Source organism: Bradyrhizobium sp. GW821-FHT13H06 (assembly GCF_058803975.1).
The window spans coordinates 205,635-224,739 of the sequence record NZ_JBXAPN010000002.1 but is presented as its reverse complement, the minus strand read 5'-3'; the positions used below and the strand labels follow the sequence as shown (position 1 = coordinate 224,739).

11 protein-coding genes are annotated in these 19,105 nt (G+C 65.3%); 2 read left to right on the top strand and 9 right to left on the bottom strand.

What is annotated here, in order from left to right:
- Window positions 1-3 precede the first annotated feature (3 nt).
- Genes glgB through AC1RQP_RS07860 form a run of 3 tightly spaced genes read right to left on the bottom strand, consistent with a single transcriptional unit; the run spans window position 4 to window position 7,386 of the window.
- Window positions 4-2,142, bottom strand: a complete 2,139-nt coding sequence (gene glgB / locus AC1RQP_RS07870; RefSeq protein WP_492936529.1) for a 1,4-alpha-glucan branching protein GlgB — start codon at window positions 2,140-2,142, stop codon at window positions 4-6.
- Complete coding sequence (gene treS / locus AC1RQP_RS07865) at window positions 2,135-5,428, bottom strand: maltose alpha-D-glucosyltransferase (RefSeq protein ID WP_492936528.1); 3,294 nt, start codon at window positions 5,426-5,428, stop codon at window positions 2,135-2,137. Before treS ends, glgB begins: the two co-directional genes overlap by 8 nt.
- 11 nt (window positions 5,429-5,439) lie before the next feature.
- Window positions 5,440-7,386 carry a maltotransferase domain-containing protein gene (locus tag AC1RQP_RS07860; RefSeq protein ID WP_492936527.1) on the bottom strand — a complete coding sequence of 649 codons (1,947 nt, stop codon included), beginning with the start codon at window positions 7,384-7,386 and terminating at the stop codon, window positions 5,440-5,442.
- Window positions 7,387-7,591: 205 nt separating this feature from the next.
- Between AC1RQP_RS07860 and malQ the strand changes: the two genes are divergently transcribed.
- Window positions 7,592-9,553, top strand: coding sequence for a 4-alpha-glucanotransferase (malQ, locus tag AC1RQP_RS07855; RefSeq protein WP_492936526.1), 1,962 nt, complete (start codon window positions 7,592-7,594; stop codon window positions 9,551-9,553).
- Window positions 9,554-9,583: 30 nt separating this feature from the next.
- A complete protein-coding gene (locus tag AC1RQP_RS07850) occupies window positions 9,584-11,383 on the top strand; it encodes a glycoside hydrolase family 15 protein (RefSeq protein ID WP_492936525.1) in 1,800 nt (599 codons plus the stop codon).
- Window positions 11,384-11,572: 189 nt separating this feature from the next.
- Here AC1RQP_RS07850 and AC1RQP_RS07845 read toward each other — a convergent pair whose 3' ends face one another.
- The 6 genes from AC1RQP_RS07845 to AC1RQP_RS07820 are packed head-to-tail and all read right to left on the bottom strand — an operon-like array spanning window position 11,573 to window position 19,070.
- Window positions 11,573-12,385 (bottom strand): HAD family hydrolase, encoded by an 813-nt coding sequence (locus AC1RQP_RS07845; RefSeq protein ID WP_492936524.1) that lies wholly within the window; start codon window positions 12,383-12,385, stop codon window positions 11,573-11,575.
- The gene (locus AC1RQP_RS07840) at window positions 12,382-12,924 is read right to left on the bottom strand and encodes a gluconokinase (RefSeq protein ID WP_492936523.1); all 543 of its coding nucleotides are present in this window, start codon (window positions 12,922-12,924) and stop codon (window positions 12,382-12,384) included. The genes AC1RQP_RS07845 and AC1RQP_RS07840 overlap by 4 nt, the downstream gene beginning before the upstream one ends.
- Window positions 12,911-13,660, bottom strand: coding sequence for a 6-phosphogluconolactonase (gene pgl, locus AC1RQP_RS07835; RefSeq protein WP_492936522.1), 750 nt, complete (start codon window positions 13,658-13,660; stop codon window positions 12,911-12,913). The genes AC1RQP_RS07840 and pgl overlap by 14 nt, the downstream gene beginning before the upstream one ends.
- Window positions 13,660-15,171: a glucose-6-phosphate dehydrogenase gene (zwf, locus tag AC1RQP_RS07830; protein ID WP_239626683.1), complete on the bottom strand. Its 1,512-nt coding sequence runs from the start codon at window positions 15,169-15,171 to the stop codon at window positions 13,660-13,662. Before zwf ends, pgl begins: the two co-directional genes overlap by 1 nt.
- A 37-nt stretch (window positions 15,172-15,208) precedes the next feature.
- Window positions 15,209-16,207 (bottom strand): phosphogluconate dehydrogenase (NAD(+)-dependent, decarboxylating), encoded by a 999-nt coding sequence (gene gnd, locus AC1RQP_RS07825; protein ID WP_492936521.1) that lies wholly within the window; start codon window positions 16,205-16,207, stop codon window positions 15,209-15,211.
- Between the two features lie 13 nt (window positions 16,208-16,220).
- Window positions 16,221-19,070 (bottom strand): bifunctional transaldolase/phosoglucose isomerase, encoded by a 2,850-nt coding sequence (locus tag AC1RQP_RS07820; RefSeq protein WP_492936520.1) that lies wholly within the window; start codon window positions 19,068-19,070, stop codon window positions 16,221-16,223.
- Between the last annotated feature and the right edge of the window lie 35 nt (window positions 19,071-19,105).

Genomic DNA, 19,105 nt, shown 5'->3' with positions numbered 1-19,105 from the left:
CAGTCAGCTTTCCGGAACGAGGAAGATCGCAGCGAGCGGTGGAATGGTGAGGCGGAGCTCGCCGTTCTCGGCAAGAACTTCGCCGATATTCCCGACATTGCTGCCGCCATAATGGGCGGAATCCGAGTTGAGCACTTCCTTCCACTTGCCGCCAAGGGGCACGGGAACGCGATAGTTCTGGTAGACGTTCGGCGAGAAGTTGACGATCACCAGGCACCGCGCGTGCTCGTCGAATCCCTTGCGCAGCCAGGCGAACACGTTGCGGTTGGCGTCATCGGTGACCAGCCATTCGAAGCCGGCCTGGTCGCAGTCCATCTGGTGCAGCGCCGGCACCGCGCGATAGAGCCGGTTGAGATCGCGGATCAGCGCCTGGACGCCGGAATGGGACTTGTATTCGAGCAGGTGCCAGTCGAGCGACTGGTCGTGATTCCATTCGCGGCTCTGCGCGATTTCCGCGCCCATGAACAGCAGCTTCTTGCCGGGATGGCCGAACATGAAGCCGTAATAGGCGCGCAAATTGGCGAAGCGCTGCCACTCGTCGCCGGGCATGCGGCCGAGGATGGAGCGCTTGCCGTGCACGACCTCGTCATGCGACAGCGGCAGGATGAAGTTTTCCGAGAAGGCGTAGTGCAGGCCGAACAGGATCTCGCCGTGATGGTGCTTGCGGTGGATCGGATCCTTGCTGATGTAGCTCAGCGTGTCGTGCATCCAGCCCATGTTCCACTTGTAGCCGAAGCCGAGCCCGCCGAATTCGACCGGGCGCGAGACCTGCGGCCAGGCGGTGGACTCCTCGGCGGCGGTGGTCGCCTGCGGGAAGCGGGCGAACACTTCCGTGTTGAAGCGGCGCAGGAAGTCGATCGCCTCGATGTTCTCTCGGCCGCCATACTGGTTCGGAATCCACGCGCCGGGGGGCCGGCTGTAGTCGAGATAGAGCATGGACGCGACCGCATCGACGCGCAGGCCGTCGATCGCATAGCGCTCCAGCCAGAACAGCGCATTCGACACCAGGAAGTTCGTCACTTCGGTGCGGCCGTAATTGTAGATCAGCGTGCCCCAGTCGAGGTGGCGCCCCTGCAGCGGGTTGGCGTGCTCGTAGAGCGAGGTACCGTCGAAATGGCCGAGCCCGTGCGGGTCATCGGGGAAATGACCGGGCACCCAGTCGAGCAGCACGCCGATGCCTTCGCGGTGGCAGGCATCGATCAGTGCCGCAAACTCGTCGGGTGTGCCGAAGCGGCTGGTCGGCGCATAGAGTCCGGTCGGCTGGTAGCCCCACGAGCCGTCGAAGGGATGCTCGCTCACGGGAAGGAATTCGAGATGGGTGAAGCCCATGTCGCGGGCGTAGGCCGGCAGCTGCTCGGCCAGCTCGCGATAGGTCAGCCATTCATTGTCGTTCTTGCGCCGCCACGAGCCGAGATGGACCTCGTAGATCGACATCGGCGCCGACAGTGAATTGATGCCGTCGGGCGCCGGCCGCGGCCGCGGCAGGTGCGCTTCGTCGAACACGATGGACGCCGTCTTCGGCCGTACCTCGCTCGCGAATGCCAGCGGATCGGACTTCAGCGGAATCAGATGACCATGCGGGCCGATGATCTCGAACTTGTAGTGATCGCCGGTCTTCGCATGCGGGATGAACAGCTCCCAATAGCCGCTGCCGCGCACCCGCATCGGATGGCGCCGACCGTCCCAGAAGTTGAAGTCGCCGACCACGGACACGCGGCGCGCATTCGGCGCCAGCACCACGAAGCCGATGCCGTCGACGCCGTCGAGCTGCACCGGATGCGCGCCGAGCTTGTCGTAGAGGCGCTGATGCGTGCCTTCGCCGAGCAGGTACAGATCAAAATCGGTCAGGATCGGCGGAAAACGGTAGGCATCCTCGAACTCGAAGACGTCGTTGCCGAACTTTGCGCGAAGCTGGTAATGCTTCGAGCCATTGGGCAGGGCGCCGATGAACAGGCCAGCGTCGTGGACGCGGTCGAGCGGGGCGACCTCGCCATGTTCGCCGACCGCCTCGACGTTGACGGCCTCGGGTAGAAACGCGCGCACCACGCTTCGACCACCCTCGGGATGCAGCCCGAGATAGTGGAAGGGATCGGAATGGCGGCCCTCGATGATCGCATAGGCCTCGGCAGGCAGTTTAGGCATGGGCTTCGCTCTCGGCACTGGACAGAATGCGAAGCAGTCCGGTCAGCGGCGCATGCAGCCCCTCAGGCCGGTAGGACAGCTCGTACTCTACTTCGTTGAATGCGTGATCAAGCAGGAAGAACCTCAACAGGCCTTCCGCGGCTCGCCGATCTTCCGGCCATAACCGCCGATCGGTCATGGTTTCGTGATAGGCCGACAAGAAGGTCGCGGTAGCACGCTCGCGCCATTCGTCGAGCGCCGCCGTGAGCCGGCCCTGCTCGTCGGAGCCGCCCTTGAGCGCGCGATTGAGGGCCGTGTCAATCGAAACTTCAATCGAGTGGATCAGGCCCGCGACGTCGCGCGCCGCCGGCGCCTTGCGCCGCTTGTCGGCCAGCGGCACACGCGGATCGCCGTCGAAGTCGATGATGAAGATATCGTCCTTCACGATCAGAGTTTGCCCCAGGCGGAAGTCGCCATGATGACGGATGTTCAACCCGCCGATCCCGGAAGGCAATAGCGCATTCAGTCGGTCGGACAGGCTCGCACGGGCCTCCGCGAGCTGATCGATCAGCGGGCGGTCCGCCTCCCGCAGTCCGTCGCGGCTCTCGGCCAGCCGGTCCAGAACCCGTTCGGCGCGTGCTTTGAGGTCGGATACCTGGCGCCTGATGTATGCGGAGCCGATCGGCTCCGGAGCGAGATCGTCCGGCTTTGCCGCCGCGAGAGCGACATGCAGCTCGCCGAGCCGCCGGCCGATCTGCGCGACGAAGTGCAGGTAAGGCGCCTGCTCCTGGGTCTCGCGGAGCTTCTCGCCCGCCGGCAACACGCGCTGCTCGTCGATATAGCGATCGAGATACCCCGTGGTCACGGTCCAGCCGTCGCCCTGGTTCTCGACATAGGCGTGCAGCACGCCGAGCGCGCTGCGCTGGTCACCCTCGACCAGTTCGACGCTGCCGAGCAGCGCCGGCGTATTGGCGAAGCGCGCGACCTCCGTGAGATAGTAGCCGATCTCGATCTCGGGGCTGATGCCGCTTTCGAGCTGGCGATAGATCTTGGCGACGTACTGGTTGTCGACCAGTGCGGTGCTGTTCGACTGCTCGATTGCGCGGATGCGTTCGGGCTCCTTGATGGTGTAGTCGGCGAAACGGCTGGTGGGCTTGAACTCCAGCCGCAGATTGTTCTCTTCGACCACCAGGTGCTGCGACAGATTGCGCAGGAACAGGCCGATGAAGATCTGGTCGGTCGCGACGTCGAGCAGCGTGCCCTCGCGTGCGCCCTGGCGCACGGCAGCGAGCGCCCTGGGATTGAAGCGCTCGCGGTCGAAGCGGACCCATTCGATCTGCAGCGGCAGAACGTAGCGCGCGGCCGCGTCCCCTTGCCCGGTCTCGAAGAACGCGATCCAGGGCCTGTTGTCGCCGATGTCGCAGAACGGCACCGCCGAGGTCAGCGCGGTCTTGATCTGCTTGGGATTATGCTCGGGGTACCACCGCGTCCGTGACAGGAATCCCGGCAGCACGTCGCGCTCGAACACGCCGCGCTCGCGGGCGAGGGAGACCCAGTTCGAATTCACCGGCACGACCAGCGTTTCGAACTCCGGCACCGCGCGCGGCGTCACCGGCTCGGACTTGTCGCGTTCCAGCAGCTGGAACCAGTAGAAGCCGTAGGGCCCGAGCGTGATCATGTAGGGCAGTTCGCCGATCGCAGGGAAGCGCGTGCGGCCGAGCATCTCCTGTGGGACGCGGTCCTTCCATGGTGACAGGTCGAGCTCGGTCGCCTGCGCGGCGCGCGAGAGATTGGCGACGCAGAGGATCACCTCGTCGCGGTATTGCCGGACATAGGCCAGCACGGCGCGGTTGGCCGGGCGGATGAAGGTCATGCTGCCGCGGCCGAAGGCGAGCGTCGACTTGCGCACGGAGATCAGCCGTTTGGTGGCGCTGAGCAGCGAGGACAGGCTGCGCGACTGCGCCTCCACGTTCACGGATTCATAGCCGTAGACGGGATCCATGATCAGCGGTGCGTAGAGGCGGGCCGGGTCGCAGCGCGAGAAGCCGCCGTTGCGGTCCGGGCTCCACTGCATCGGCGTGCGCACGCCGTTGCGGTCGCCGAGATAGATGTTGTCGCCCATCCCGATCTCGTCGCCGTAATAGATGATCGGCGTGCCCGGGAACGACAGCAGCAGCGAGTTCATCAGCTCGATCTTGCGGCGGTCGTTGTCCATCAGCGGCGCAAGGCGCCGGCGGATGCCGACATTGATGCGCGCGCGCGGATCGTTGGCGTAGGTGGTCCAGAGATAGTCGCGCTCGACGTCGGTGACCATCTCCAGCGTCAGCTCGTCATGGTTGCGCAGAAACAGCGCCCATTGGCAGGTCGCGGGAATATCCGGCGTCTGGCGCAGGATGTCGGTGATCGGGAAGCGGTCCTCCTGCGCGATCGCCATGTAGATGCGCGGCATCAGCGGGAAATGGTAGGCCATGTGGCATTCGTCGCCGCGGCCGAAATATTCCTGCACGTCCTCCGGCCATTGATTGGCCTCGGCCAGCAGCAGCTTGCCCTTCGAATACGCGTCGAGCTCCTGGCGCAGCCGCTTGATGATGGTGTGCGTCTCGGGCAGGTTCTCGTTCGAGGTGCCCTCGCGCTCGCAGAGATAGGGAATGGCGTCGAGCCGGAAGCCGTCGACGCCGGCATCGAGCCAGCGCTTCATCACCTGGATGATGGCGCTGACCACGCGCGGATTGTCGAAATTGAGGTCCGGCTGGTGCGAGAAGAAGCGGTGCCAGTAGAACGCGCCGGCCTCGGGGTCCCAGGTCCAGTTCGATTTCTCCGTGTCGGTGAAGATGATGCGCGTGCCCTGGTATTTCTGGTCGGTGTCGCTCCAGACATACCAGTTGCGGGCGCTGGAGCCCGGATGGCTGCGGCGCGCGCGCTTGAACCATTTGTGCTGGTCCGAGGTGTGGTTGACGACGAGCTCGGTGATGACGCGCAGGCCGCGCTTCTGCGCTTCCTGGATGAAGCGCTTGAAATCCTTCATCGTCCCGAAATCGGGATTGACCGAGCCGTAATCGGCGATGTCGTAGCCGTCGTCGCGGCCGGGCGAGGGGTAGAACGGCAGCAGCCACAGCGCCGTGACGCCGAGCTCCTGCAGATAGGGCAGCTTCTCGGTCAGTCCGGCGAAGTCGCCGATGCCGTCATTGTTGCTGTCGGCGAAGGCCTTGACGTGGAGCTGGTAGATGATGGCGTCCTTGTACCACAGCTCATCCACGATCTCGGCAACCTCGGCCTTCTTGGTGTCGACGGAAGACAGAACATTCATGGCGTGAACCTTTACGCCAGGCAGCGGAACAGGAGCGCCGGATCGCGGTCGGGATCAATACGCAACCTGATCCCGCCCCATTCGATGCGGGACCGTTCGCCGGTGAGAAGGTCTTCGAGTGCCGTCACATGGTGGCGCCGTCCACCGGCGTCAATGGTGACGTCGCCGAGCGGCAGCCAGCATTCACGCACATGACGCGAGAGCGCGATAACGATGACGACAGTGTTGGCCGGATCAGCCGCCTCCTTCGCGAAGGCGATCGTCTCGCCGTCCTCGATGCCGAGGAAGCGCAGATTGGCCGTCTGCTGCAGCGCCGCGTTCTCGTTGCGGACGCGGTTGAGCTCGGCAATGTAGGATTTGATGTTGCCGGGCTTGTCCCAGTCGCGCTGCCTGATCTGGTACTTCTCGGAATCGAGATATTCTTCGCGGCCGGGAATCGCTTCATGCTCCAGCAGCTCGAATCCGCCAAAGATGCCGTAATTGCCCGAGAGCGTCGCCGCCAGCGCGACGCGCGACTTGAATGCCCAGGCCTCTCCGCTCTGAAGGTGATAGGGCAACAGGTCGGCCGTGTTGACGAACATGTGCGGACGATAGAAGTCGCGTTCGGGATAGCGCGTCAGCTCGCCGAGATATTGCTCCAGCTCCCACCGCGAGGTGCGCCAGGGGAAATAGGTAAAGGACTGCGCAACGCCGAGCTTGGCGAGGCCCTTCATCAGCTTCGGCCGTGCGTAGGTCTTGGAGAACAGGATCACCTCGGGGTGACGGTGGCGGATGTCGCGGATCAGCCACTCCCAGAATGCAAGCGGTGCGGTGTCGTGATTGTCGATGGCGAAGATGGTCACGCCATGGTCGATCCAGAACAGCATGGCATCGCGAAACGCGTTCCACAGGCCGGCCCGATCCACCGAGCCGAAATCGGGGATGACGATGTCGGAATAAGGGCCGTCCGCCGTCCGGACCGAGCGGTCCGGCCGCCATTTGAACCATTCCGGATGCTGCGTCAGCCAGGGATGGTCCGGCGAGCACTGCACGGCGAAGTCGAGCGCAAGCTCGAGGCCGTATTCGAGGCAGGTCGCAACCAGCGCGCGGAAATCCTCGATCGTGCCGAGCTCGGGATGCAGGGCATCGTGGCCGCCCTCGGCCGAGCCGATCGCATAGGGCGAACCGGGATCGCCGTCACGCGCCACCGGCGCATTGTTGCGGCCCTTGCGGCGGGTATGGCCGATCGGGTGGATCGGCGTGAAGTAGAGCACGTCAAAGCCCATGGCGGCGATGTCAGGCACGCGCGCGATGCAGTCGCGCAGCGTCCCATGCCGGCCCGGCAATGCGCTCTGGCTGCGCGGCATCATCTGATACCAGGCGCCGAAGCGCGCCTTGTCGCGGTCGACCGTCAGCGGGAAGAGCTCCGAGCGCGTCAGGTCGGGCCGGGACTGGCTCTCGGCCATGGCTTCGCCGAGCTCGGTTGCGAGCAGCGAATTGACGTCGCCGTTCCTGAGATAATCCTCGCACTGCCTGATGATGACCGCCGCTGCGTCCTGTCGCGCGCCATGCGCCTTGGTCAGGAGTCCGGCGCCCTCGATCGCATCGAGGCTGACATCGGCTCCCGCGCGCTGCTTGCGCGCGACCGCGTGAGACCAGGTGGCGAACTCATCGGTCCAGGCTTCGATCGCGTAGACATATTGGCCGGGCTCAACGGGCGTGAACGCACCGGACCAGCGGTCATTGCCGTGATGGGTCATCGGTTCGCTCCGCCATTCGCGCTCCTGCTCGCGGCGCCAGATCAGCGCGGCAGCGATCACGGCGTCGCCGCCGCGATAGATGTCTGCCCAGACCTCGACCGGTTCGCCCACGATCCGCTTCACCGCGAAGCGGCCGCCATCCACCGAGGGATAGACGTCCTCGATCAGGAAAGCGCTGCCGGCTGCGGCACTTTCGACAGTTTGAATTGTCTTGTTCACGGTGATGCCATTGACAAGAAAGCAGGGGCCCGTTTCCCTTGTCGGGAACCTACGCTTGATACCTATATAGAAAGCCGCTTGTGTGTCATTAGTTCCCCCCGGGAACGGCAGGCATGACTCGTGAGTTGAGCCCGACTAACGTCTTCCGCGACCTCGTTAAAATCGATGCCCTTGGCCAAACAATGGCCTGCAAGCTGCGTGCCGAATGGATCTTTTAGCTCAAGCCCGGATCAAGGGCGTTCAGTCCGAATTCGTTGACGCCCTCGGCAAGCTGCGCATCACCGCGCCCGAGGCGCTCAAATCCATCCTCGATGCCCTGCCGGAGAGGCGGGTCTACCGCTTCGTCAGCGGGCCGGTCGTGGTCCGCGCATTGGGACATCCGCGCACGGAATTGGCGGCGATCGGCGCGCCGCCGCTGCAATGGAAAATCCTTGGCAACGGCAATGTGATCGCCCAAGGCGAGACGCGCGAGCCCGTCATCGCCTGGCCCGCCGGCCTGGCGCTCGGGTACCACCGCTTGACGCTGACCGATGCCGAAGGCGTGACGGAAGAGGTGCCGATGATCGTGGCGCCCGAGCGCGCCTTCGGCGGCGATTTTGACCGCGGCTGGCTGCTCGCCGTCCAGCTCTACAGCGTCCGTTCGGACCGCAACTGGGGCATCGGCGACTTCACCGACCTCGCAGGGCTGGTCCGGCTTGCCAAGCAGCTCGGGGCCGACGGCGTCGGGCTCAATCCGCTGCATGTCCTGTTCGACGACCACCCGGCCGATTGCAGCCCCTATTCGCCGAACAGCCGGCTCTTCCTCAACCCGCTCTATATCGACGTCGAGGCGATTCCCGAATTCTCGGCAAGCCTCGTGCCCGGCGCGGCGGCGACGGCCGCCCGCCTGCGCGAAGGTGACCGCGTCCCTTATGCCGACATGGCGGCGTTGAAATGGCGGGGTCTTCGCACCGCCTTTGACAGCTTCGTGACAAGCGCGAGCGAGGCGCGCCGCAAGGCGTTTAACGCCTTCCGTGCCGCCCGCGCGCCGCTGCTGTCCCGCTTTGCCTGCTTCGAGGTGCTGCGCCATCGCTTCAACGCCCCCTGGTGGGAATGGCCGGTGGAATGGCAGCAGCCGAATGAGGCGAAATGCGCCGAGCTGCGCAATGGTCCGGACAAGCGCGAGGTCGAGTTCGTCGAATTCGTGCAATGGACCGCCGATAGCCAGCTGCATGCTGCCAAGGAGCTCGCCAGCCGGCTCGGCATGCGGGTCGGGCTCTATCTGGATGTCGCCGTCGGCGTGCAGTCCAACGGCTTCGATGCCTGGAACGAGCAGACGGCGATCTCCCGCCATCTCGCCGTCGGCGCGCCGCCCGACGTGCTCAACACCATCGGCCAGGACTGGGGTCTCGCCGGCTTCAACGCCGGGGGGCTCGAAGCGCAGTCGTTCGTGCCGTTCGCGGACATGCTCGCAGCGTCGATGCGCCATGCCGGCGCCATCCGGCTCGATCACGTGCTCGGCCTGAAACGGCTTTATCTGGTGCCGCGCGGCTTCAAGCCCGACAACGGCGCCTATGTGCAGATGCCGTTCGAGGCGCTGCTGGCGGCCGTGGCGCGCGAGAGCGCGGCCCATCAATGCATCGTGATCGGCGAGGACCTCGGCACCGTGCCTGAAGGTTTTCGCGAGATGATGCAGGATTTCGGCATCTGGTCCTATCTCGTCATGATGTTCGAGCGCGACGATGCCGGCCATTTCCGCAATGTCGACCACTACAGGCCCAATGCGCTGGTCACGCTGAACACGCATGACCTGTCGACCTATGCCGGCTGGCGCTCCTTCAGCGACCTCAAGATGAAGCGCTCGCTCGGGCTCGATCCCGGCGAGAACGAGCAGGCGCGCTGGGATGCGCTCGGCAGGCTCGACGAGATCCTGCGCCAGAACGGGATTCGAGCGAACGACCTCTATTCGGTGCTCGCCTTCCTGTCGCGCACGCCGTCCCGGCTGCTCGCGGTGTCAATGGAAGACCTGCTGGGCGTGATCGACCAGCCCAACATTCCCGGCACGATCGACGAGCACCCGAACTGGCGCCAGCGCCTTCCTGTTGCCCTCGACAAGATCGCGTCCAGGATCGATCTCGCGGCCTTGAAGGCCGCGACGCGGGAACGTTCATTGCCCGGCGGGAGTTGAACGGCCGGGGTTTCCCAGGGTTGCACGACATTGTCTCAGAGGATCGAGGACTATGCGCTGATCGGCGATTGCGAGACCGCGGCGCTGGTCGGGCGCAACGGCTCGATCGACTGGCTGTGCTGGCCTGCCTTCGATTCCGACGCCTGCTTTGCCGCCATCCTCGGCACGCCCAAGAACGGACGCTGGCTGATCGCGCCGAGCGAGACGGAGAACCGCATCACGCGGCGCTATCTCGGCAATACCCTCATTCTCGAAACGCGTTTCGAGACGAAGAGCGGCACCGTCGCGCTGATCGACTTCATGCCGCCGCGCGGCAAGGCGTCGGACATCGTGCGGCTGGTCCGCGGCGTCAGCGGCACCGTGAAAATGCGGATGGAGCTCGTCATCCGCTTCGGCTTCGGCGTGGACATTCCCTGGGTGCGACGGATCGACCATTCCTTGATGGCCATCGCCGGCCAGGACATGACGGTGTTGCGCACGCCGGTCGAGACCCGCGGCGAGGACCTGACCACCGTCTCCGACTTCGAGGTGAAGGAAGGCGAGACCGTGCCCTTCGTGCTGACCTACGGCCCCTCGCATATCGAGCCGCCCGGGTCGATCGATCCGGAGGTCGCTCTCCAGGAGACCGAGAAGTTCTGGCAGGACTGGTGCAGCCATTGCACCCGCGACGGCGAATACCAAGATCTCGTCTTGCGCTCGCTGATCACGCTGAAGGCGCTGACCTTCGCCCCGACCGGCGGCATCGTCGCGGCACCCACCACCTCCTTGCCGGAAAAGCTCGGGGGCAGCAGGAACTGGGACTACCGCTTCTGCTGGCTGCGCGACGCCACCTTCACGCTGCTGGCACTGATGAACTCGGGCTACACCGAGGAAGCCTTGGCCTGGCACAATTGGCTGCTGCGCGCAGCCGCGGGTTCGCCGGCGAACATGCAGATCATGTACGGCATCTGGGGGCAGCGGCGGCTCTTGGAATGGGAGGCGGGCTGGCTCGACGGCTACGAGGGCGCCCAGCCCGTGCGGGTCGGCAACGCCGCGCACGCGCAGCTCCAGCTCGACGTCTATGGCGAGTTGATCGATGCCTTTCACCAGTCGCGCATGGCCAAGCTCCAGCTCGACGACGAGACCTGGGCGCTGGAATGCGCCGTGCTCAATCATCTGGCCGAGGTCTGGGACCGGCCCGATCACGGCATCTGGGAGCGGCGCGGACAGCCCCAGCACTACGTCTTCTCCAAGGTGATGACCTGGGTCGCATTCGATCGCGGCATCAAGAGCGCCGAGACCTTCGGCTTCAAGGCGCCGCTCCTGCATTGGCGCACCTTGCGCGATGCGATTCATCGCGACGTCTGCAACAGGGGCTTCGATGTGGAGGAGAACGCCTTCGTCGAATCCTACGGCTCGAAGCTGCTCGATGCCAGCGTCCTGCTGCTGCCGGCCGTCGGCTTCCTGCCGGCATCGGATCCGCGCATCCGCGGCACCATTGCTTCCGTCGAGACATGCCTGATGCGCGACGGCTTCGTGCTGCGGCATGATCCGCGCGAGCTGCCGGCGGACCAGCCGCCGCTCGAAGGCGCGTTCCTGGCCTGTAGCCTGTGGCTCGCCGATGCCTATGTGCTGTCGGGCGATCTCGACAAGGCGCAAGCCTTGCTCGATCGCGTGGCCGGGATTGCCAACGACGTCGGCCTGCTGGCCGAGGAATATGATTCAGTCGCACGGCGCCAGACCGGCAATTTCCCGCAGGCGCTGACCCACATCGCGCTGATCAACACGGCGCAAAATCTGTCGGCGGCAAGGCAGGAGAGCGAGAAGGCGGCGGTGCAGCGGTCGAAGTAAGCTGGTGCTCCGAGGGAGGTGCGCTCCCTCTCCCGCCTGCGGGAGAGGGTTGGGGAGAGGGTATCTCCACTCGCGAGACCCCCCAAGAGGAGAGAACCCTCACCCGCCGCGGCGCGGCGACCTCTCCCGCAAGCGGGAGAGGTTACAGCGAGCCCGCGGCTTGATCCGCCCGTTCAAGGCCAATTAGCTCTAGCCCACCCCGTTCCGCTTCAGGATCATCTCCATCGCCTCGGCAAAACCGTCCTGCTCATTGCTCGCGGTGACGTGGGTGGCCTGGTCCTTGACGTTGTCGGCGGCGTTGCCCATGGCGATCGAGGTGCCGCTGACGCGGAACATGGCAAGGTCGTTCTGCATATCGCCGATGGTGGCGACCGCGTCGGTGGCGATGCCGAGGCGCTTTGCCATGGCCTCGACGAAGGTGCCCTTGTCGAACCCGGGTGGGGTGATGTCGAGATAGTAGGTCTGCGAGCGCACCGCGGTGGCTTCGCTGCCGAGCGCCTCCTGCATCGCCTTCTCGCAAGCCGCGAGCCCGGCGGCATCGGCACTGGCGCCGACGATCTTGCAGGCGCTCGAAAGGTAGGGCGAGAAATCGGACACGATGGTGGGGTCGGCACGGATCGTGTGCTGCTCGTGGGCGACGTAGCTGCCGCTGGGATTGTCGATCAGCCATTTGTCGGTGGTGAAGAGCCAGATGTCGGCGCCGAATTCGCGGAGGATCTGCAAGGACCGCTCGGCCGCGCTCGCGGGGATCAGGTGCTGCTCGACCGGCCTCATCTCGGGATCGACGATCGAGGAGCCGTTGAAGGGACCAACCGGCAGCCACAGCGCCAGCGGCTCGATCAGGAAGCGCATGCCGATCGCGGGGCGGCTGGAGGTGATGGTGAAGCCGATGCCGGCCTGGTGCAGCCGCTGCACCGCGCCTCTCGCGCGCTCGGTCAGCGTCTTGTCCTTGGTCAGCAGCGTGCCGTCGACATCGGAGACCACGAGTGAGATTTGCGTCATGGCAGGACCTTGGGTATTGCGCTGCCCAGCTTCAATTGGCGCACCACGCCGTCCACGATCGCTTCGACGGATTCGTCGATCGAGACGGTGACGACGTGCTCGCTGGCCTCGGGCGGCTCCAGCGTGTTGAATTGGCTCGCGAGCAGCTCGGGCGGCATGAAGTGCCCCTTGCGATGGGCCAGCCGTTCGGCGATCAGCTCCTTCGTGCCCTTCAGGAAGACGAAGCGAACGTCGTCGCGACCGCGCAGCAGCACGTCGCGATAGCCGTGCTTCAGCGCCGAGCAGGCGATGATGACGTGCTCGCCGCGTCCGCACACGCGCGCGATCTCGTCGGCGATGGCGTTCAGCCAGGGCCAGCGGTCTTCGTCGGTGAGCGGATGGCCGGCCCGCATCTTCTCGACGTTGCTGGCGGGATGGAAGCTGTCGCCGTCCTCGAAACGCCAGCCGAGCCGCTCGCCGAGCGCCTTCGCAACCGTGCTCTTGCCCGAACCCGACACGCCCATCACGATCAATGCACAAGGTGCTTCAGCGCGGCCCACGAATTTCCTCCGGAAGCGCGGCCTGGTCGACCAGCCAGACGGTCTCGCCATTCGAGCGCGCGCGCAAGGCCGGCAGATTCTCGCCATTGAGGAGGCGCGTCAAGATCGGTCGCTTGTCGTGCCCGGCAATCTCGAACAGCATCTCGCGGCAGGAGGCCAGAACGGGCAGGGTGAGCGAGACCCGCGGCACGAAGGGCGCGACATTGGCCTTGGCGACGCCGACGACCCAGCGCCGGGTCTCTTCGATCTCGGGATAACCCGGAAATAGCGAGGCGGTGTGGCCGTCCGGCCCGGCGCCCATCAGGACGAGATCGAACAGCGGGCGCTGCGGATCGAGCCGGTCTGCGCCATAGAAGGCCTGCAGCTCGTTTGCATAGGCGTCCGCGCTGGCATCCGGAGTCTCGGCCGTGGTCGGAATCGGGTGGATGTGGCCGGCGGGCGCATTGCGATCGAGAAACGCCGCACGCGCGATCGCCATGTTGTTGAGGGGATCGCTCTCGGGCACGAACCGCTCGTCGCCGATGAACCAGTGCACGCGGTCCCACGGAATCCGGCCGCGCCAGGCTTCGCTGCCGAGCAACTGATAGAGCTTCTTCGGGCTGGAGCCGCCGGTGAGGCAGATCGCGATCCGTCCGGGATTGGCCGCGAGCCGCATCATCACCCGTTCGGCCGCGGCGCGGGCAAGAGCTTCGGCATCAGCTTCGACGATCAGCTTCGGCTGGTCGGCCGCCGCCATCACGAGTACTTCCGCCAGCTTCGCCCGTCGCGCCGCAGCAGCTCATCGGCGCAGGCGGGGCCGTCGCTTCCGGCTTCATAGGTTTCGATGCCGTTGGTGCCGGCGCTTGTCCAGGCGTCCAGGAACGGCTGCACCGCCTGCCAGCCGGCCTCGACGCCGTCGGCGCGCTGGAACAGGATATTGTCGCCGATCATGCAGTCGTAGATCAGCGTTTCGTAGCCGGTCGAGGGATCGACGCGGAAGTAGTCGCCGTAGCGGAACTTCATCTCGACGCCGTCGATGGTGATGCTTGGCCCCGGAATCTTGGCGTTGAACTGCAGCTCGATGGTCTCGGTCGGCGCGATGCCGATGGTCAGGAAATTCTGCGACAGGCGGTCGATGTCCGTGCCTGAGAACATCGACAGCGGCGCCTGCTTGAACTTGATCGCGACTTCCGTGCGCTTGTGCGCCAGCGCCTTGCCCGTGCGCAGATAGAACGGTACGCCGGCCCAGCGCCAATTGTCGATCATCAGCTTGAGCGCGACATAGGTCTCGGTGGTGCTGCCGGGCTTGATGTCCGCGGTCTTGCGGTAGTCCGGAATCTCCTCGTCGCCGATGCGGCCGGCGAGATATTGCGCGCGCACCGAGCTCCTCAGCGCTTCCTCCCGGCTCGGCCGCTGGATCGCGGTGAGCACCTCGGCCTTCTCGGAGCGGACCGAATGGGCATCGAAGCGCGTCGGCGGCTCCATCGCGACGAGGGACATCAGCTGGAACAGATGGTTCGGCACCATGTCGCGCAGTGCACCGGTGGCATCATAGAAGCCGCCGCGATGGCCGACGCCGAGCTTCTCCTCCACCGTGATCTGGATGTGGTCGATGTGGTTGCGATTCCAGATCGGCTCGAACATGCCGTTGGCGAAGCGCAGCACCAGGATGTTCTGCACCGTCTCCTTGCCGAGATAGTGATCAATCCGGTAGATCTGGTGTTCGTCCATGATCTTCAGGAGCTCAGCGTTGAGCGCGCGGGCCGAGGCGAGATCGGTGCCGAACGGCTTCTCGATCACCAGCCGCCGCCAGGCGCCGTTCTCCTTCATCAATCCGGTGCGGCCGAGCTCCCGCGCGGTCGGCGCGAATGCGGCCGGCGGAGTCGCGAGGTAGAACAGGCGGTTGCCGCCGGTGCCTTGCGAGCACTCCAGAGAATCCAGATGCTCGCGCAAGCGGTCGAACGACGGCGGGTCCTTCGGATCGGCCTCGACGAAGGTGACGCATTGCAGCAGCTGCCTGGCGATGTCATCGTCGACAGGCCGCGTCGCAAATTCGCGCAGGCCCTTCATCAGGCCGTCGCGCAGCTCGTCATCCGACTGGCTCTTGCGGGCGACGCCGACGACGCAGAATTTTTCCGGCAACAGATTCTCGGCCGCCAGATTGTACAGCGATGGCATCACCAGCCGATGGGTCAGGTCGCCGGTCACGCCAAAGATGACGAAGGCGCAATTTTCCGGCTTGCGCTTTGGCTGCGGGTCTTTTGTCACGAATGGTCGGCCTTCGCTTGTTACGTCCTGCTTGATCTCATTTGGGCTTCGCCGCGCCCGGCTGCTTCGGCTCCTTGTGGCCGCCGAACCCTGCACGCATCGCAGAGAGAATTTTTTCGGCGAATGTGTGTTCCTTGCGGGAACGGAAACGTGTGTAGAGCGCCGCGGTCAAGACTTCGGCCGGCACCGCCTCGTCGATCGCAGCATTCACGGTCCAGCGGCCTTCGCCGGAATCCTCGACGAAGCCTGAATATTCCGACAGCTGCGGGCTGTCGGCGAGTGCAGTCGAGGTGAGGTCGAGCAGCCAGGACGGAATCACGCTGCCGCGCCGCCACACTTCGGCGATGTCGGCGAGATCGAAATCGTAGCGGTGATCCGCCGGCAAGGCCTCGATATTGGCATTCTTGAGAATGTCGAAGCCTTCGGCATAGGCCTGCATCAGGCCGTATTCGATGCCGTTGTGGATCATCTTGACGAAGTGGCCGGCGCCCACCGGACCGGCATGGATGTAGCCCTGCTCGATGCGGGGATCGCGGCCCTCGCGTCCCTCGGTGCGCGGAATGTCGCCGGCGCCGGGCGCGAGCGCGGCGAAGATCGGATCGAGCCTGTCGACCACCTGCTTCTCGCCGCCGATCATCATGCAATAGCCGCGGTCGAGGCCCCAGACGCCGCCGGAGGTGCCGACGTCGACATAGTGGATGCCGCGCGCCTTCAATGCTTTGCCGCGGCGGACGTCGTCCTGCCAGAAGGTGTTGCCGCCGTCGATGATGACGTCGCCGGGCTGCATCACGCCCGCGATCGTGTCGATCGTCGTCTCGGTGATGTGTCCCGCAGGCAGCATCACCCAGGCGGTGCGCGGCCGCTCGAGTTTCGAGACGAACTCTTCCAGCGTCGCCGAACCTGCCGCACCGTCGGCGGCAAGGCCGGCGACGGCCTTGGCGTCCTTGTCGTACACCACGGTCGAATGTCCCTGTCGCATCAGGCGGCGAACGATGTTGCCGCCCATCCGGCCGAGGCCGATCATGCCGAGTTGCATGTGAGAGATTCCCTTAGTTCAGCGCGTCGTTGAGCGCCGCATTGAGCGCCGCGAGGCCTTTCTTGACTCCGCCCTTCAGGTGCACACGCAGCGCACGCCGGCCGCGTTCGGTGAGCACGTCGAAATCGCCGCGTGCCTGCGCCGCCTTGATGACGCCAAAGCTGGCCTTCTGCCCCGGCACCGGCAGATCCCTGGCATCGTCAGCCGTGATCTGGAGGAACACGCCGCTGTCGGGGCCACCCTTGTAGGCCTGTCCGGTGGAGTGCAGGAAGCGCGGTCCGAACTCGGCGCAGGTCGCGACGTGCCGCTTCTCGCGCACTTCGAGCCGCATGGCCTGGAGCGCGTCGATCGTCGCCTTGTCACGCGCGATATAGCCGAGCAGGGCGACATAGTCGCCATGGTTCGAGCGGGAGAGATGCGCCTTCAGCCAGGAGGTGAGGTCGCCATTGGCGCCGGCGGCGCGCAGTGCGGTGGCGTTGGCTTCGTCGGTGTAGAGATCGGCCTCGTCGGTGCTGACCACCGGCTGCTCTTCCGGCAGCGCGCCGGTCTTCTCGAACGCGGCGGTGAGCTCACGGGTCTTGATCTTGGCCGCTTCCACGTCCGGCTGGTCGAACGGGTTGATGCCGAGGATCGAACCCGCCACGGCGGTTGCCATTTCGAAGCGGAAGAACTCCTGGCCGAGATGCTCGATCGACTTCATGACGATGCGCACGACGGGATGGCCCGCCGCCTCGATCGCGGCAAGCTTGGAGTCATGGGCAGCGTCCGCTTCGCCGTCGACACGGATGTCGATGAAGAACCGGTCGTTGCCATAGACGCTGGGATCGCCGAGCGGCTCACCCTCGATCGGGATCAGGCCCTTGCCTTCCTTGCCGGTGGACTCCGCGATGAGCTGCTCGGCCCAGGCGCCGAAATCGGCGATCTTCTTCGACGCCAGGATCGTCACCTTGTCGCGGCCCTCGAGGCCCGCGAGGCCCATGGCGAGGCCAAGCTGCACGCACGGGTTCTCGGAGGGCGGCACGTCCGGCCCGCAGGAGCGGGCCATCGCCAGCGCATGCTTGATGAAGGTCTTGACGTCGACGCCCGCGGTCGCCGCCGGCACGAGGCCGAAGGGCGATAGCACCGAATAGCGGCCGCCGATCGAGGGCTCGCCATGGAAGATGCGGGCATAGCTCAGCTTCTTAGCCGCCTTCTCCAGCGACGAGCCGGGATCGGTCACCGCGATGAAGCGATGGCCGGTCTTCACCTTCGGCCCGACGGCCTCGGCAACCCGCTCATGGAAATAGTCCTTCATCGCGTTCGGCTCTGTGGTGCCGCCGGACTTGCTGGAGACGATGAACACGGTGTTGGCGATGTCGATCTTCGCCTCCATCGCCCGCACCTGCGCCGGATCGGTGGAATCCAGCACATGCAGTTTCGGGAAGCCGGGCTTCTTGCCAAAGGTCTCGGCCAGCACCTCGGGCCCCAGGCTCGATCCGCCCATGCCGAGCACGACGGCATCGGAGAATTTCTGGCCCTTCACGCGGCCCGCATAGTCCTCGTAATCGGCAATGTCGGCCTTGGCCGCGCTGTCGAGCCAGCCCAGCCATTTGTCCTCGTCCGCACCGGTCCAGACCGACTTGTCGCGCTGCCACAGCCTGCGGATCTTGGCGGCCGCCCGCCAGTCCTCGGTGCTCTTGGCCACGGCTTTGCCCAGCCCGTCGCCGAGCGAGAGAAGCTGGCGGTCGAGTGCGGGCCCGAGCACGACCGCGCGCTTGTGCGCGACGGCGCCGTAGAGCTTGTCGGCGGCATCCGCAAACAGCTTGACGCCGTCCTTGACCAGCTCCTCGGTGATCGCCTCGAGCGAGATGCCGGAGCGCTCCAGCTCCTCCAGCACGCGCCTTGCGTCCTCGATGTTCTCCTCCAGGCTGTCGCGCGGCTTGCCATGGTCGCGGAACGCATCCAGCGTCGCCGGCGGCACGGTGTTGATGGTGTTGGGACCGATCAGCTCCTCGACGTAGAGGACGTCGCTGTAATCCTTGTTCTTGGTGCCGGTGGAGGCCCACAGCATGCGCTGCGGCCTGGCGCCCTTGGCGGCGAGCTTCTCCCAGCGGGGACCCGAGAACAGGCGCTTGTAGTCCTGATAGGCGAGCTTGGCATTGGCGATCGCGACCTTGCCCTTGAGTGCGGCGAGCCGTTCCTTCTCGGACGGATCGTTGGCGCGCGCGATCTTCTCGTCGAGCTGCTTGTCGACCACCGAGTCGATGCGGCTGACGAAGAAGCTCGCCACGCTCGCGACATGCGAGGGGTCACCGCCGCCTGCGACGTATTTTTCGAGGCCGGCGATGTAGGCTTCGGCCACCTCGAGGTATACCGCCTTGGAGAACAGCAGCGTGATGTTGATGCTGATGCCGTCGCCGATCAGCTGCTCGATCGCCGGCAGGCCCTCCGGCGTTGCCGGCACCTTCACCATCAGGTTCTTGCGACCGACGTCCTTCCAGAGTCGCCGCGCCTCGGCGACCGTGCCGGCGGTGTCCATCGCGAGATAGGGCGAGACCTCCAGGCTGACATAGCCGTCGCCGCCCTTGAGGCGGTCATAGACCGGGCGGAGCACATCGGCGGCGTTCTGGATGTCCTCGACCGCGACGGCCTCGAACAGGTCGGCCACGTTCCGGTCGCCGCGCTTCAGCGCCTTGCCGATCGGGGCATCGTATTCGTCGGAGCTGCCGATCGCCTTCTCGAAGATCGACGGATTGGAGGTGACGCCCTTGACGCCGTCGGTGTCGATCAGCCGCTTCAGGTCACCCTTGGCGATGAAGCCACGGGCCAGGAAGTCCAGCCAGACCGCTTGTCCGTGCTTTTCCAGTTCTTTGACGGGATTCATGATGCTTATTTTCTCCAAGCCTGCGGACGAGGGGG